Raw genomic sequence first — 13,406 nt, 5'->3', positions numbered from 1 at the left:
TGCAACCTTTGCGCTATAATCAATAGATTCGGGGAACCGCTAAAGGGCTTTATTCATGTCTGTGCCAGAACAAACCGAAACTCGGTCGGCGTCACTCGGCTCAAGGATCAAGGGCATATTTACCCCAAAGACGAACGCGGAAAAAGGGCTCGTTTGGGCGATCGGTGTTCTAGCGGTCTTGCTCGTGGTGATCTTCTTAGCCGTTTCCTGGTACTGGAGCGAGGAACCGGATAAGTTCGACGTACTCGAAGTGGCTGCGAAACATGGAAACGTCAAGAATCCAAAGGAATTGCCTCTCGGATATACATACACGTCCGCGCTCGTGCAGATTGGAGAGACGCTGCTGCACAAACCGGGGGGCTTGTTGGTCAATGATGTTTTTCCTCCGGGCGTATTACTGGACAACATACCTGCCTGGGAATACGGTGCGCTTACCGCATTGCGCGACGCAACCACTGCACTTCGTAACCATCTCGCGCGGGCTCAAACCCAGTCGAGGGAAGATCCCGACCTCGCAAGAGCCGAGCCGTTTTTCTATTTCGATCACAAATCCTGGCAATTGCCTTCATCAGAATCCGAGTACCAAAAAGGGATCGATGCGCTCGAACGTTACCGTGTACGCCTGATGAAGCGTGATGCGAACTTTTATTCCAGAGCCGACAATTTGCGCCAATACCTGGAGGTGTTGGAAAAGCGGCTGGGAGACCTTTCCAACCGGCTGAGTGCGAGTGCTGGTGATACCAGGCAAGTTACCGGGAACGACCAGCGCAATGTAGTCAGCAGAACACCCTGGCTACTGATCGATGACGTCTTCTTCGAAGCCCGCGGCTATACTTGGGCCGCAATGCACATTCTCAAGGCAATCGAGTTCGATTTCAGGGACATCCTCGGCAATAAGACAGCCTTGGTAACACTGCAGCAAGTTACTCATGAGCTCGAGGATGGCCAGGCCGACTTTTTAAGTCCGGTGATTCTAAACGGCGGAGGTTTTGGCTTATTCGCCAATTACTCGCTGACCTTGGCAAACTATATTGCCAGGGCCAACGCTGCGACCATCGACTTGCGCAGCCTCCTGCAGCAAGGATGACCGTTCCTTTCGTCGACGAACAGCCTATCATCCTACAATGTCGAAAGGTTTCGGGGGGCACCGGGTTTGGACGCTGAGGTTTAAGGACCGGCCCGGTGAGCGGAGGCTGGCTAGTCGAGGTACGATATGCCCGCTAAGGGGCTCTGGTTGGCCGAACTTTTAGACCTTTATTCAGTTCACCTGATAGCCGCTATGGTTTCTGCACCGGCGGTAACTTTTCAATCAGCTTTAGGTAACGCTCATAGCGAGCATGAGGTAGCATATCGGCCTCGGCCGCATCGCGGACTGCACAGCCTTTATCGTTAATGTGCCTGCAATCATTGAACTGGCAGCGGAGTATCCAGGGACGGAACTCCCGAAAACCGGCCGCCAAGTCGCGTATGCTCATTTCAGCCAAGCCGAAGATAGATACCCCAGGGCTATCTATGAGGTCTCCACCGTCGGGAAGATGATAAAGAGTGGCGGTAGTTGTCGTATGCCGTCCCAAGCTGGTTTTTTCCGACAGACTCCTTGTCAGAAGTTGTTTATCCGGTAACAGCGCATTGGTGAGCGATGATTTACCTACACCTGATTGTCCGACCAGCATACTGCAGCGGTCGATCAGTTCTTCGCGTAACTCAGCCAGTCCTTCTTCTTTCTTGACGCTTATCACAAAGTACGAATAATCAATGCGGCGATAATCCGCCAGTAAGTCGTCCGCTACCTGCCGCGAGGCGAGCAAGTCGGCTTTGTTGAAGATTATTCTTGCGTTGATATCGCGGTGTTCGCATGCGGCCAGGTATTGATCGACCAACAAATAGTCCGGCTCTGGTTCGGGAGCAACGACTACGAAAATTTGATCCAGATTGGCTGCAACAGGACGTATTGTTTCATTGTGGCCGGGACGAGTCAGCACGCTGCGACGGGGCAGAATTTTCACGACCCGGCCCTGATTCCCCTCGTAAGGCTCCCATAACACCCGATCCCCTACGGTAGCGAAACCCAGTCGCCGTCGTGTGTGGCAAAGGAGAATTTCGCCCGGAGATTCCTCCACGGCCAAACCTTGGCCCAAGTGCGCGATCACCAGACCCTCGCGCAACGAATTACGAACCGATCCCGCCATCTCGCCCTTTTGTCATTTCGCGGTCTTATGCAGACTTGGCCGAGAGATTGGCTATGCGAGTCGATGCTGGTGGATGGCTGTAATGGAAGGCGGAATACAAGGGATCGGGAGTCAGTGTGCTGGCGTTGTCACGATAGAGCTTGACAAGAGCACTGATAAGATGCGCCGGGCGGGTTTGATATGCGGCGAAATCGTCCGCTTCAAATTCGTGTCGGCGCTGAAAATACGCGATGATCGGCTGCAAAAACGTAGTGAATACCGGAGCAATAAGCATAAACAAGAGAAGTGCGAGAGCATTTGATTGATGACTTACGCCAAGACCGCTGTAGAACCAGTCCTGAGCGCTTAGCCAACCGAGCAGAGCGAAGCCGATTAACGCAAGTAGAGCATTTGCAATAAGCATCTTCAGTACGTGTTTCCGTCGAAAATGACCTAATTCGTGGGCCAAAACCGCTTCCACCTCGTCATGACTCAGCGCGTTAATCAGGGTATCGAAAAAAACGATGCGTTTACTGTCGCCGATTCCGGTGAAATAGGCATTACCATGCCCGGAACGACGTGAGCCGTCCATCACAAAGATGCCCTTGCTCTGAAAGCCGCACCGGTCCATCAGTGTCTCTATGCGTTTTCTCAGTGTTTCATCCTGAAGCGGCGTGAATTTGTTGAATAAGGGGGCGATGAAAGTGGGAAAGGCCCAACTCATCAAAACGGAAAAGCCTATTACAATCGACCATGCCAAGAGCCACCAATAGCTTCCCATGCTTTGCATGATCCAGAGAATCAGCGCGAGCAAAGGACCACCGATTGCCAAACTCAGCCCGGTCTGAAGCACTAGATCAGTGGCAAACTGCCTGGGCGTATTTCGGTTAAATCCATAGCGTTCCTCGATAACGAATGTTTGATAGAGGCTTATGGGAAGTTCCAGCAGATTGATCAGCAGCATTGTCGAGAGAATCACGGCGATTCCCGTCACAAGCGGGGAAAGTTCGAAACCGATCCAAAATTGATGTACGGCGTCAACGCCTCCGCCAACCGTAAACAACAACAAAATAATCACACCGATTATTCGATCGACATTGCCTAAGCGTGCTTTATCGGTTGTGTAATCCGCCGCTTTCTGGTGGGCCTGCAGCGTGATGGTGTCTTTAAATGCGTCGGGAACGGCATTTCTATGTTCCCGGACATAAGCCAATTGCCGATGCGACAGCCACCATTCGATAGCGAAAGAAATGGCGAGTGTCACGAGAAATAGGACGGTGAAGGTGTTCATCGGATTAAAGAGCTTAGTTTCTCTAGCGGCTTTACAGCTTAGCCTTTGGTAAAATGCCTGACAAGATTCCTTGGGCAGCGGTTCCTTTTGCTTCCGGTTTCATTGAGGCGTTGGGTATAAACCGTAAGACACCCTAATCACCATCAATTTTCCTTGAATAATGTTGTAAGGGAACCTGAATGGCGCAAGACTCGCAAAATCTTATTTGGATCGATCTGGAGATGACTGGCCTCAACACCCAGGCCGATCGTATTATCGAGATCGCCACGGTAGTAACGGACAAAGACTTGGAGGTTCTGGCGGAAGGTCCCGTGCTTGCAATCTCTCAGAATGACGAAACACTTGCCGGTATGGACGATTGGAACAGGAAACATCACGGCGAATCCGGATTGGTCGAGCGCGTCCGTGAAAGCCAAACCACGGAACAGGACGCCGAAAAGCTTACCCTTTCTTTTCTGCAACGCTGGGTTCCCGCCGGCGTTTCGCCAATGTGCGGCAACAGCATCTGTCAGGATCGGCGCTTTCTGGCGCGGTGGATGCCCGCACTCGAGGCTTATTTTCACTATCGCAATCTCGATGTATCAACTCTGAAAGAGTTAGCTGGGCGCTGGGCGCCACATATCAAGGAGGGCTTTAGAAAGAAGAACTCTCATCGAGCACTCGATGACATCCTTGAATCAATTGCCGAGCTCCAGTACTACCGCAAACATCTATTTAAGCTTTAATACGGATCGCCTATTTTCGGCTTCACGAATGCGCTGAGCACAGGCCTGTCACGGATTGCTCAGCGCAGCCTCTAGATTCGTTCTGTTAGAAAGAAACGCTCGGATTTCTCTCCCCATCGCTTGCATGCAAGCCCGAAGCGTCTCATGCGAGGACGAAGCGCCCAATGCGGTTTCCAACTCGCTGGCCGCCTCTCTGATCCCGAGGAGGCCGCAGAAGCTTGCCGATCCATTGATTTTGTGCGTAATTTCGCGTGCCTGGCGATAGTCGTCAACACCGAGCGCCTTCTCAACCTCGGCTAATTGCGCCGGCAACTCCTGCGCCAATTTAACTACGAGCATTTCGGCGATTCCTCGATTGCCGCCAGTTTTCTCGATAATCATCTTGAGATACGGATCCATATGATGGGCACAGGGGAGGGCGGAGCGAGGGGAGGGAACGGTGCTGGTGCACAGCCAGGTTTCGATTACGGATAAGAGCTGATCTTCCAGGATGGGTTTGATCAAAAAGTCGGAAAACCCCGCTTCGAGAATCTCCTTTCGCTGTTGAGGCAGTGCATGAGCGGTAACCGCGATTACCGGCGTTTCTTTGTCATTGAAACGCTGGGCGTCCTGACGGATGGCACGCATCACGTCGAAGCCCGTTATACCAGGCATGCGCAGATCGAGAAAAATCAAATCGAAACAAAGTGTTCGAATACTCTCAACGGCCTCGTTGCCGCTTCTGGCCTCGGTGACTTGAGCGCCCATTTGAGAAAGTTGCGTTTTAAGGAGAATTCGGTTGATCTCATTATCATCGACAACCAGGAAGTTCTTATCGCGGAACATCCTAAAGACCTTATATCAATATCTACAGTGCCTTGATTCGAATTCGAAAATCCGGTTACCGCGCCTTTCGCAGCCTCAGGGCCGGCTATAAACCGAGAATGATCGCAGTCAGAAGCAAGGTCATAAATACACCGATGGTCGTGAGAATTGCTCCCTGAACCTTCTTCGCCTCATCCATAAAACCGATAACCCCCGCCACAAGGCCAACCGGAGGCACAAACAAGGTAGCGACGATCAAGCCGATCATCATCAAAAGGCTCCAGGGTTCGCCTCTGACGGAGCTGCCTTCTCCGGTTTCGACGGGCTGGCCGCATCCCGTACAGACTACCGCCTTGTCGTTCATCTCTTTGCCACAATGTCGACAATACATAAGTGCCCCCGATCCTGTTTTGTTTCTGTGCTTCGGTCGCAGGTAATGCCCTAAAATTCAACGTTGCCGCCAACCGAGAATTTGGTCCGAGAGAATAGCTCAATGCTCTGTTGCTGACCATAACTCATTGAGGTAAGCCCCCGGCTTTGCCGGGGGACTCACCGAGGTTTGACCTGTACAACGGTCATCGTGAACCTGAAATCTCGACCAAGAGAAGGAGGTTCACAATGAAAGAGTACCAGAGTCTTTCCCACACCCGGTGGGATTGTAAGTATCATGTGGTGTTCATCCCGAAGCGGCGGAAGAAACAGATTTTTGGTGCGCTCAAGCGGCATCATGGAGAGATATTTCATGAGCTTGCCGGGCACAAGGAATCGAAAATAGTAGAAGGTCACCTGATGGGCGACCACGTTCATATGTGTATCAGCATTCCGCCGAAGTATGCGATTTCGAACGTGGTGGGCTACATCAAGGGTAAGAGTGCGATCCAAATCGCCCGGCAGTTTGGGGGGCGGCAGAGGAACTTCACCGGGGAGAATTTCTGGGCGAGGGGATATTTTGTGTCCACGGTGGGTTTGGATGAGGCTATGGTTCGGGCGTATATCCGCCATCAGGAACAGGAGGATGAGCGTATTGACCAGATGAAGCTGGGCCTGTAAACAGCCGCCTTGGGCGGCTCATGATTTTACGGCGCCTTCGAGGCGCTCACCCAATAAGCCCCCGGCTTTGCCGGGGGTGATTTAACTTCAGACTGCGGTTCTGATAGGTTATGTTGAAACTTCGGCAAGAATGAGCACGAGAGAATACCGGTTTCTGCTGTCCAGGCGGGACGAAAAAGGGGATTCACGCCTATGGAGTCCACAATTCCCGGTTAATGTGTGAAAATAGCAGCCTTGACAAAGGGTGGTGCGAAAGTGACGTCTCCACATGTGTCGTCCTAACGGATAACCGGCAACTTTGTTGAATTTCTAGGTCTAATCAGTTTCGCGCGCATAGCGCTCGACAAATCGCTATCGATTGAGAGGAATAAGAGACAATGAGTAAAAGAGTACTTAAAACCGTAATGGGAGCTGCTGTCGTAACATCCTTCTCCGCTGTCGCTAATGCGTCTGAAAATCCGTTTGGAATTAAAGACTTGGACAATGGCTACCTGCAGGTCGCTGAAGCCGGAAAAGAACAGAAGGAAATGGTCTGCGGTGAAGGGAAATGCGGTGGCCAGATGATGAAAAATCCGGAAATGAATTGCGGGGCCATGAAACAGAATAGCCAGGAACAGGACAAGAAGGCAATGGAAGGCAAATGTGCCGGAATGAAATCGGACAAAGAACAGCCGGCTGACGCAGACAAGAAAGCGGAATAAGCACTTGTTTATCGCCGGAACCTTGCGACATGAAGAAATACGCCGTTCAAGGTGCCGGACTTGGACTTAGGCGGGCCTTCATAGGCCCGCTCACCGAGCACCTACCGGAATCGGTCGATTTTTACGAGATCGCGCCGGAAAACTGGATCAGGATTGGGGGAAGACTTGGCAAACAGTTTCGTTCCCTGACCGACCGATTTCCCTTTGTCTGCCACGGTTTGTCTTTGTCGCTCGGCAGTCCCGCGCCGCTTGACGAGGCATTTCTGAGCGAACTCAAATCGTTTCTCGATCAACATCACATTCGCCTGTACAGCGAGCATCTGAGCTACTGTAGCGATGACGGTCATCTGTATGACCTCATGCCTATTCCGTTCACGGCCGAAGCGGTCGAATATACTGCCGACCGCATTATCAGGACTCAAGAGATTTTGGAGCGGCGGATAGCCATCGAAAATATTTCCTATTATGCCGCGCCAGGTAAGGAGCTCGAGGAAATCGATTTTCTCAACGCAGTACTTGAAGAAGCCGATTGCGATCTGCTGCTCGACATCAACAATATTTATGTCAATAGCGTTAATCATGGCTATGATGCCGAGAGTTTTCTAGCCGCAATTCCCGGACACCGCATTGCCTACGCCCACGTCGCTGGTCATTATGTCGAAGCAGCTGATTTTCTGGTCGATACACACGGCGCAACCGTCATCGATCCGGTTTGGCGATTACTGAGCAGGGCATACGAGCGGTTTGGCGTATTCCCAACTCTCCTAGAGAGGGATTTCAATATTCCTCCTTTAGCGGAACTTCTAACTGAAGTAGAACGGATTCGTTTGCTTCAATCAACGACTGCATTCGAACCCGTCCGAAAATATGGCTGAAAAGGTCCCTCCGTTTCAGCAAATCCAATTTGCGTTTGCCGCATATATCCGTGACCCCGATCACAATCCGCCTCCGCGTGGGCCGGCGCCGGAACGTATGAAGGTCTATCGTGAATTGTTTTTCAATAATATCGAGAATTTTCTGGCAACCGGTTTCCCGGTGACTAAAAGCATCCTGAATCAAAACGACTGGTTCGCTTTAGTTCAGGGTTTTTACGCCACGCATCGGAGCAATACGCCGTTTTTCGCTGAAATTGGCGAACAGTTTCTCGATTATCTTCAGAATGAACGCGAGCCTGATTCCGGTGATCCGCCTTTCCTTCTGGAACTAGCTCATTATGAATGGGCCGAGTTGGCTTTGGTCGTCGCCGAAGGCGAGGTACCGGACCCGAGTGCCAACTTGATCACTGACCCGCTGGGACAAACCATTCACTTGTCGGAGGTTGCTTGGCCCTTGGCTTATCGGTTTCCTGTGCATCGGATCGGCCCAGACCAGCAACCGAGCGAACCGCCTGAACAGGCGACGTGTCTGGTTGTCTATCGCGATATGTCCGACACGGTGAAATTCCTGGAAATCAGCCCGGTTACCTACCGGCTATTGCAGATTCTCGAAGACGAGGGCTCTGTAGCCGCTGCCGAGTGTTTGAAGAGATTGGCAACGGAAATCGGGTATTCGTCTCAGGGGCTGGCGGAACATGGCGCGGAGATTCTGCGAGCACTGGCCGAGCGTGGAGTGATCGGGGCAAGCTAAAAAATGAACGTGATGGCGGTTCAGGAACGCCCGATCGCAAGGTTGTCATAATAGCGCATAATGTATATTATGTTAAATTATATCCATCTGTTGTAATTCGCGCTTGCAGGGTTGAAAGCGGTTGTGGCTCCCAAACCGCTTTCAACGAAACGGCTCAGCGAACGCTGTCCGCCTTGCATCTTGTATCAGACGTCAGGTTTGCAGGTGTTGGTTCAGACGTTGAACAGGAAGTTTGACAGGAATGCGTGTGTGGTGGCGGCATTGTCTCTGTCACCACTCATCTTGTAGTCACTTCCATATACACTTTAGCCGCTGCTACCCGGAGCGAGGCCCGTGCATCGCTTGCCTGTCCTGCATCGCAGCCGTCGGATTTTTTGCTGCAAAAATTCCCTTCTGGGAATCCGTGACCGCTGCCGGGTCGTCACCTGAAACTTCCTGCATCGACTTTCAATGTGCAGGAGGTGAGGACGATGAAAATTCTACGCCGCAAGGCCGTCTGCGAAAAGCTTGGCGGTATCAACGACGTAACGCTCTGGCGGATCACACGCGATGATCCGACATTCCCGGTATGCATCCAGATCAACAAGCGGGTTGTCGGATGGCTGGAGCACGAGATTGATACCTGGCTCGGACAGAAGGCCGCTGCCGCCCGCACTGCCAGTAACAACGCTGTCCATCCCTGATCGCCGCGATCTCGCAGGTCAAGGGTCAGGAGTTGGCGATGCGCAGCGTGGGCAATTTGCTGGACGCTGGTGTGGCAGAAGCCACGCTCAAGCGCGATCCGCTGGAGCGGATCAGGCAGAATGCCACCGAGGTGGTGAAGCAGGCGGAGCAGCACGACGCCGCCCATGCATTGACTCCACGGGTGCGCTACTTGATCGACGAAGCTGTGGAGCTGGAGATCGAGCAGGCCCGCAACGCAGGCGCTACAGGCTACATCGCACACTTTCTGGCGCAGGCCACGCTTCCTCATACAGACCCCAAGACCAACCATTTCAAACGCGGCACGGGCAAGCTGAGCCTTTCCATCGTAGCCAACCCCGACTATGGCGTACCGTATGGCGGGCTGCCGCGCCTGCTGCTGGCGTGGATGTGTACTGAAGCCGTTCGCACAGGTAGTCCCGATCTATCGCTTGGGCGTTCCCAGGCGGCATTCTTGCAAAGCCTCGATCTGCATAATGATGGCCGGTACATCGCGCGAGTGCGTGACCAGAGCTTGCGGCTGGTGCATTCGATGATTACCGTCGGTGGTGCAGATGGCGATGCGCTGCACGTCAGAAACATCCTCATCGCGGAGGAGGCGTTCGTCTTCTGGAGCTCTCGCGATACGGTGCGACGAGGGGCATGGGAAAGCTCGATCACCTTGAGCACAGACTTTTTTAAACGTCTGATCAGTGCCCCCGTGCCACTCAAAATGGAGGCACTACGCGCGCTCATAAAGTCGCCTTTGGCGATGGACATCTACACATGGCTGGTCTACCGCATGTTCACCCTGAACGTTGGGGCAAGCAAAGGAGGCAAACGGCTTGTTCACGTGCCATGGACTGGCCTGATGATGCAGTTCGGCTCTGGCTATGCGAATACTCCCAAGGGGCTGGCCAACTTCAAGACCAATTTCCGCCTCCGGCTAAACGAAGCGCTGCTGTTCTATCCCGAGGCTCGGAACCACATCGAGGAAACGAAAGATCACCTGATCCTCACCCCTGCACGCCTGCATATCGCAGCCACCAAGAGGAGGGGGTAAGCCTGTGGGCTTTTCGGGTTGTCCACGTGACATCACTAGCAAGGCTAAAACCCTTGCCAGAACTGGCTTTGGTGCCATTTCTGCAAGTTATCCACGTGACATCGCTAGTCATCGGTACGTGACATCACTAGCCGTTTTACGTGACATCGCTAGTCAAGATCAACGTGTCAGGTCGCCTGTAAGCCCCGCTGGGACGGCGATTCAGCCAGGAGGAGAGGTCGCCTCTAGTAGTTCTGCTTTTAGGTTTTTCCTAGTATTTATAAATACCTAGTAGCTACCGCCCTGCGGCTGTGGAAAATCCTTCGCTCCCTCCGGTCGCTGCGCGGCTACTCGTTACTCGAAAAACAGGGCTACTTGGCGTCGGTTTTCTCGACATGCTATCGACAGGCCTGCCGGGGCAACTCGCCCCCTGTCAGATGACATCGTAACGTTACGATAACGTAGCGCTACGATGTTACGGTGCTGCCTCCTGTCCAGCCGCCGGCGCCTCCAGCAGTACCGAAGGCTCCACTTCCAGCGCTTCGGCCAGCTTGAAGATGTTGAGCAGCGCGATGTTGCGCTGGCCGCGCTCAACCCCACCCAAATAGCTGCGGGCCAAGCCGCTCTCCAACGCCAGGCGCTCTTGCGACCACCCTTTGGTCTTCCGTATCTCAATCAGCTTCAGGCCAAAGCGCACTCGCGGATCAAGGGCCATATCTCTCTCTTTTCAAAAAGAAAGAATCTATGAGTGCCCGCCATATAAGGCCACGCTCTATATGAGCACGCTCTATGAGTGACAATGAGGCCTTGAACCCCTAAAATGACCTCTATGAGTAACAACATGGAGGCGGTGACGTATGGCACGCGTCTGGAAGACTGCAGGGATGGGTGCGGCTGCGGGGCTGGCTGTTCCGGTGGCTGGGCTTTCAGGGCTGGCTGCCGCTGGTTTTGCGCTGATTCTTGTACTGGCGATGTTCGGCGTGGGGCCTGCGCGTCTGTCACAGTCGTCGCTGTGGGGGCTGCTGACCAGTGAGCTGATGCTCTATCTGTTGATTTCACTAGCGATCTTCACGCTGTCCTTCCGCTTTCTGGCGCGCTTGCAGGCTCGCTGTCAGGCCCTTGTCGCCAGAATCAACGCCCAGCAGAGCCTGTCATTCGATGCTGGACATCTCTTGGGCTACCCCGCGCCGGCCTTTCTGGTGTTTGACCGGCAGCATCGCAAACTGGCTGTCTGCTCAATCGTGGATGAAGCCTGGCGTATCCACGATTTCTCCTGGCTGCTCAGCTGGCAGATCACCTGGCGCGAGGTCGAGAGCATGGAGATGAACGGCGGTAGCCGTCAGATCAACGCCAGCGGCATGAGCGTGCCGACCTTCGAGCGCACGGTACGCGCCAAAGACTTCGCCATCGAGCTGCAAACCGCCGATCCGCAACGACCAGTGCTCAGTTTTCCCATGAGTCGTCGGGCGGCGGAAACCTGGTGCGCCCGGCTCAATGCCATCTTCAACGGATAACCTCGCGAGGATCTGCGATGACACACTACCGGAGCTTGCTGCTTCTGCCTTTTGTCTTGACGGGTTGTGCCACTACCGGCATGCAGGGAGCGCTGGATTCCCTGAACGGACTGGGACAATCCATTGGAACCAGTCTGTCGCAAGCGGCTACGCCCGCAAGCGCAGCAAACTACAACAGTTTGCTGAGCACCCCGCTGCATAACGCCTTGTGCCACAATCTTTCTACCGACGGTCGCGCCCCGGAGTGGCCCAAGGTGGTGATCAGCAATCTGCAAATTCCGGCTGATCAGATGACGCTGACCCGCAGCCTCACGCTCAAAGCCAGTGATTGCATTCGCTTTGACGCAGTGCTCTGGCACGACGCCAAGCGCTCAGAGCGCTTCAGCAATCTGTCGCTTTGCGCGCCGGAGCTGCCGAAACAGTCGAATAATTTCGTGTTGACCTGGATGAGCTTTTCCATCTCCGGCAAAACCAGCGGCCAGGTTCGCGGTGACGGGCCAATCCCCCCGTACAGTAAGCTGCCAAGCGACCCGGCGATGGAGCGCTGGCTGATGAATCAGTTCGGCCTTTACTATGTTGGTTCGTTGCTGACGCTGGTCGGCTATGACCCTAACTTCACGGTTGATGACCGCCGTTTCTGGATCAGGAACATCAAGGGATGAAAGCATTGCTGCTGGCGGCCATGCCGGTTGTACTGATGGATGGCACCGCCCCAGACCTCAACCACTGGTTGCGGATCGAGCCGACCATTGCTGCCGCCGTGGAATGCCGACAAGCCTTGCCAATACACGTGCTGGACGGCATTGCACCCAATGCTCCCGGTAGTTGGGTGCTGACGCCGGCACGCAGCTTCACGGTATTCGGCCTGCCGGTGAAGCGGATCGAGCTGTTCATCGATCCTGATGGTGATCTGGGTGCAAGCTATACAGCGGTTATTGAAAAGCGCAGCCTGGCACAGGTGCGCAAGCAACTGAAGCTTGCCAGCCAGCGCGGACGCATCGGCCAGCTCTCGGCAGATCAGCTCGGCGCAGAGGTTCAAGTGAGTTGCACGGTCGCCGCAACGGGGCAAGGGTGAGCATTCAGCGCATCCTCTCCGGCGGCCAGACCGGCGTAGACCGGGCGGCGCTGGATTTCGCCATTGCCCAGCAAATTCCGCACGGCGGCTGGTGCCCGGCAGGCCGACGGGCCGCTGATGGCATCCTGGATGCTCGCTACCAGTTGGTGGAGGCCGAATCCAGCGGCTACCGCCAGCGCACCAAACGCAATGTGCTGGACTCTGATGCCACACTGATCCTTTACCGGAGCAGGCTCGAAGGTGGCAGCCTGCTCACTCGCGATCTGGCGACGGGACATGGCAAGCCACTTCTACTGTGCGATTTGCATGCCCCTACAGAAGAGCTGTTGGCGGCATGGCAAGGCTGGTTGCTTAGCCATCCCGTCGCTATTCTCAACATTGCTGGCCCGAGTGAAGCACGCAACCCCGGTATTTACCTGCAGGCGAGCGCGCTACTGGAGCTTTTCTGGAGTACGGAACATGAACCGATCTGATGCCCGTTGCGCGACACCTTATATTTACTCGGGTGAGTTGCAGATCCGTCCCGAAGTGGATGCCGCGCTGGCTGCGCTGAAAGACAAACCCTACACCGCCATCCCCAGCTGGAAAAACGACGGAACCTGGGAGCTGTGGACGGTGGAAGGCGACGGCGAAACCCAGCCCTGCATTATCAGCGGCCCATCGACAACCTATGCCAGTGAGGCCGATGCGCTGGCTGCCGGTGCGGCCTGGTTATCTAGACAGCGCTGA

General features: G+C 54.2%; 18 protein-coding genes. 13 read left to right on the top strand and 5 right to left on the bottom strand.

The features are described 5' to 3' along the window. Positions 1-55: 55 nt before the first annotated feature. A complete protein-coding gene (locus sS8_RS04820; protein WP_119628658.1) occupies positions 56-1,087 on the top strand; it encodes a DUF2333 family protein in 1,032 nt (343 codons plus the stop codon). A 190-nt stretch (positions 1,088-1,277) separates the two neighbouring features. On the opposite strand, the gene rsgA is transcribed toward sS8_RS04820, so the two are convergent. After that, complete coding sequence (gene rsgA, locus sS8_RS04815) at positions 1,278-2,189, bottom strand: ribosome small subunit-dependent GTPase A (RefSeq protein ID WP_119628657.1); 912 nt, start codon at positions 2,187-2,189, stop codon at positions 1,278-1,280. A 25-nt stretch (positions 2,190-2,214) separates the two neighbouring features. Continuing rightward, positions 2,215-3,459: a M48 family metallopeptidase gene (locus sS8_RS04810; RefSeq protein WP_119628656.1), complete on the bottom strand. Its 1,245-nt coding sequence runs from the start codon at positions 3,457-3,459 to the stop codon at positions 2,215-2,217. A 179-nt stretch (positions 3,460-3,638) separates the two neighbouring features. Here sS8_RS04810 and orn point away from each other — a divergent pair, with 179 nt between their 5' ends. Further along, positions 3,639-4,184, top strand: coding sequence for an oligoribonuclease (gene orn, locus sS8_RS04805; protein ID WP_119628655.1), 546 nt, complete (start codon positions 3,639-3,641; stop codon positions 4,182-4,184). Between the two features lie 48 nt (positions 4,185-4,232). Here the strand turns inward: orn and sS8_RS04800 are convergent, their stop codons facing one another. Together sS8_RS04800 and sS8_RS04795 are read right to left on the bottom strand one after the other, a co-directional pair. Beyond that, the gene (locus sS8_RS04800; protein ID WP_119628654.1) at positions 4,233-5,009 is read right to left on the bottom strand and encodes an Hpt domain-containing response regulator; all 777 of its coding nucleotides are present in this window, start codon (positions 5,007-5,009) and stop codon (positions 4,233-4,235) included. Positions 5,010-5,094: 85 nt separating this feature from the next. After that, positions 5,095-5,379, bottom strand: a complete 285-nt coding sequence (locus tag sS8_RS04795) for a zinc-ribbon domain-containing protein (RefSeq protein WP_119628653.1) — start codon at positions 5,377-5,379, stop codon at positions 5,095-5,097. 227 nt (positions 5,380-5,606) lie between these two features. Here sS8_RS04795 and tnpA point away from each other — a divergent pair, with 227 nt between their 5' ends. The 6 genes from tnpA (at position 5,607) to sS8_RS04765 (ending at position 10,109) form a co-directional block, all read left to right on the top strand. Further along, positions 5,607-6,038 carry an IS200/IS605 family transposase gene (tnpA, locus tag sS8_RS04790; RefSeq protein ID WP_119628652.1) on the top strand — a complete coding sequence of 144 codons (432 nt, stop codon included), beginning with the start codon at positions 5,607-5,609 and terminating at the stop codon, positions 6,036-6,038. Positions 6,039-6,415: 377 nt separating this feature from the next. Continuing rightward, the gene (locus tag sS8_RS04785; RefSeq protein WP_119628651.1) at positions 6,416-6,739 is read left to right on the top strand and encodes an HvfA family oxazolone/thioamide-modified RiPP metallophore; all 324 of its coding nucleotides are present in this window, start codon (positions 6,416-6,418) and stop codon (positions 6,737-6,739) included. Between the two features lie 29 nt (positions 6,740-6,768). After that, positions 6,769-7,614 (top strand): HvfB family MNIO-type RiPP peptide maturase, encoded by an 846-nt coding sequence (locus sS8_RS04780; protein WP_119628650.1) that lies wholly within the window; start codon positions 6,769-6,771, stop codon positions 7,612-7,614. Next, positions 7,607-8,365 (top strand): HvfC family RiPP maturation protein, encoded by a 759-nt coding sequence (locus sS8_RS04775; protein WP_119628649.1) that lies wholly within the window; start codon positions 7,607-7,609, stop codon positions 8,363-8,365. Before sS8_RS04780 ends, sS8_RS04775 begins: the two co-directional genes overlap by 8 nt. A gap of 470 nt (positions 8,366-8,835) precedes the next feature. After that, on the top strand, positions 8,836-9,048 hold the full coding sequence (locus tag sS8_RS04770; protein WP_017245590.1) for a helix-turn-helix transcriptional regulator: 213 nt from the start codon (positions 8,836-8,838) through the stop codon (positions 9,046-9,048). Positions 9,049-9,086: 38 nt separating this feature from the next. After that, the gene (locus tag sS8_RS04765) at positions 9,087-10,109 is read left to right on the top strand and encodes a replication protein RepA (protein WP_119628648.1); all 1,023 of its coding nucleotides are present in this window, start codon (positions 9,087-9,089) and stop codon (positions 10,107-10,109) included. 454 nt (positions 10,110-10,563) lie between these two features. On the opposite strand, the gene sS8_RS04760 is transcribed toward sS8_RS04765, so the two are convergent. After that, positions 10,564-10,803: a helix-turn-helix domain-containing protein gene (locus tag sS8_RS04760; protein WP_054286750.1), complete on the bottom strand. Its 240-nt coding sequence runs from the start codon at positions 10,801-10,803 to the stop codon at positions 10,564-10,566. Positions 10,804-10,945: 142 nt separating this feature from the next. Here sS8_RS04760 and sS8_RS04755 point away from each other — a divergent pair, with 142 nt between their 5' ends. The 5 genes from sS8_RS04755 to sS8_RS04735 are packed head-to-tail and all read left to right on the top strand — an operon-like array spanning position 10,946 to position 13,406. Then, positions 10,946-11,602, top strand: a complete 657-nt coding sequence (locus sS8_RS04755; RefSeq protein ID WP_034016171.1) for a hypothetical protein — start codon at positions 10,946-10,948, stop codon at positions 11,600-11,602. Between the two features lie 17 nt (positions 11,603-11,619). Next, entirely contained in the window at positions 11,620-12,264 is a 645-nt protein-coding gene (locus sS8_RS04750) for a hypothetical protein (protein WP_119628647.1), read from the top strand. Then, positions 12,261-12,677, top strand: coding sequence for a hypothetical protein (locus tag sS8_RS04745; protein ID WP_119628646.1), 417 nt, complete (start codon positions 12,261-12,263; stop codon positions 12,675-12,677). Before sS8_RS04750 ends, sS8_RS04745 begins: the two co-directional genes overlap by 4 nt. Further along, on the top strand, positions 12,674-13,150 hold the full coding sequence (locus sS8_RS04740; RefSeq protein ID WP_034016165.1) for a putative molybdenum carrier protein: 477 nt from the start codon (positions 12,674-12,676) through the stop codon (positions 13,148-13,150). The genes sS8_RS04745 and sS8_RS04740 overlap by 4 nt, the downstream gene beginning before the upstream one ends. After that, positions 13,137-13,406, top strand: coding sequence for a hypothetical protein (locus tag sS8_RS04735; protein ID WP_079384645.1), 270 nt, complete (start codon positions 13,137-13,139; stop codon positions 13,404-13,406). Before sS8_RS04740 ends, sS8_RS04735 begins: the two co-directional genes overlap by 14 nt.

The sequence above is a fragment of the Methylocaldum marinum genome, assembly GCF_003584645.1.
Taxonomy (GTDB): domain Bacteria; phylum Pseudomonadota; class Gammaproteobacteria; order Methylococcales; family Methylococcaceae; genus Methylocaldum; species Methylocaldum marinum.
The sequence above is the reverse complement of the archived record's forward strand: the minus strand, read 5'-3'. Positions and strand labels throughout refer to the sequence as shown.

Bases quoted from the DNA above. Each gene is read 5' to 3' on its own strand.
- tnpA (WP_119628652.1), top strand. From the start codon at position 5,607: ATGAAAGAGTACCAGAGTCTTTCCCACACCCGGTGGGATTGTAAGTAT.
- sS8_RS04765 (WP_119628648.1), top strand. From the start codon at position 9,087: ATGCGCAGCGTGGGCAATTTGCTGGACGCTGGTGTGGCAGAAGCCACG.
- rsgA (WP_119628657.1), bottom strand. From the start codon at position 2,189: ATGGCGGGATCGGTTCGTAATTCGTTGCGCGAGGGTCTGGTGATCGCG.
- sS8_RS04760 (WP_054286750.1), bottom strand. From the start codon at position 10,803: ATGGCCCTTGATCCGCGAGTGCGCTTTGGCCTGAAGCTGATTGAGATA.
- sS8_RS04750 (WP_119628647.1), top strand. From the start codon at position 11,620: ATGACACACTACCGGAGCTTGCTGCTTCTGCCTTTTGTCTTGACGGGT.
- sS8_RS04780 (WP_119628650.1), top strand. From the start codon at position 6,769: ATGAAGAAATACGCCGTTCAAGGTGCCGGACTTGGACTTAGGCGGGCC.
- sS8_RS04745 (WP_119628646.1), top strand. From the start codon at position 12,261: ATGAAAGCATTGCTGCTGGCGGCCATGCCGGTTGTACTGATGGATGGC.
- sS8_RS04800 (WP_119628654.1), bottom strand. From the start codon at position 5,009: ATGTTCCGCGATAAGAACTTCCTGGTTGTCGATGATAATGAGATCAAC.
- orn (WP_119628655.1), top strand. From the start codon at position 3,639: ATGGCGCAAGACTCGCAAAATCTTATTTGGATCGATCTGGAGATGACT.
- sS8_RS04755 (WP_034016171.1), top strand. From the start codon at position 10,946: ATGGCACGCGTCTGGAAGACTGCAGGGATGGGTGCGGCTGCGGGGCTG.
- sS8_RS04775 (WP_119628649.1), top strand. From the start codon at position 7,607: ATGGCTGAAAAGGTCCCTCCGTTTCAGCAAATCCAATTTGCGTTTGCC.
- sS8_RS04785 (WP_119628651.1), top strand. From the start codon at position 6,416: ATGAGTAAAAGAGTACTTAAAACCGTAATGGGAGCTGCTGTCGTAACA.
- sS8_RS04770 (WP_017245590.1), top strand. From the start codon at position 8,836: ATGAAAATTCTACGCCGCAAGGCCGTCTGCGAAAAGCTTGGCGGTATC.
- sS8_RS04735 (WP_079384645.1), top strand. From the start codon at position 13,137: ATGAACCGATCTGATGCCCGTTGCGCGACACCTTATATTTACTCGGGT.
- sS8_RS04795 (WP_119628653.1), bottom strand. From the start codon at position 5,379: ATGTATTGTCGACATTGTGGCAAAGAGATGAACGACAAGGCGGTAGTC.
- sS8_RS04810 (WP_119628656.1), bottom strand. From the start codon at position 3,459: ATGAACACCTTCACCGTCCTATTTCTCGTGACACTCGCCATTTCTTTC.
- sS8_RS04820 (WP_119628658.1), top strand. From the start codon at position 56: ATGTCTGTGCCAGAACAAACCGAAACTCGGTCGGCGTCACTCGGCTCA.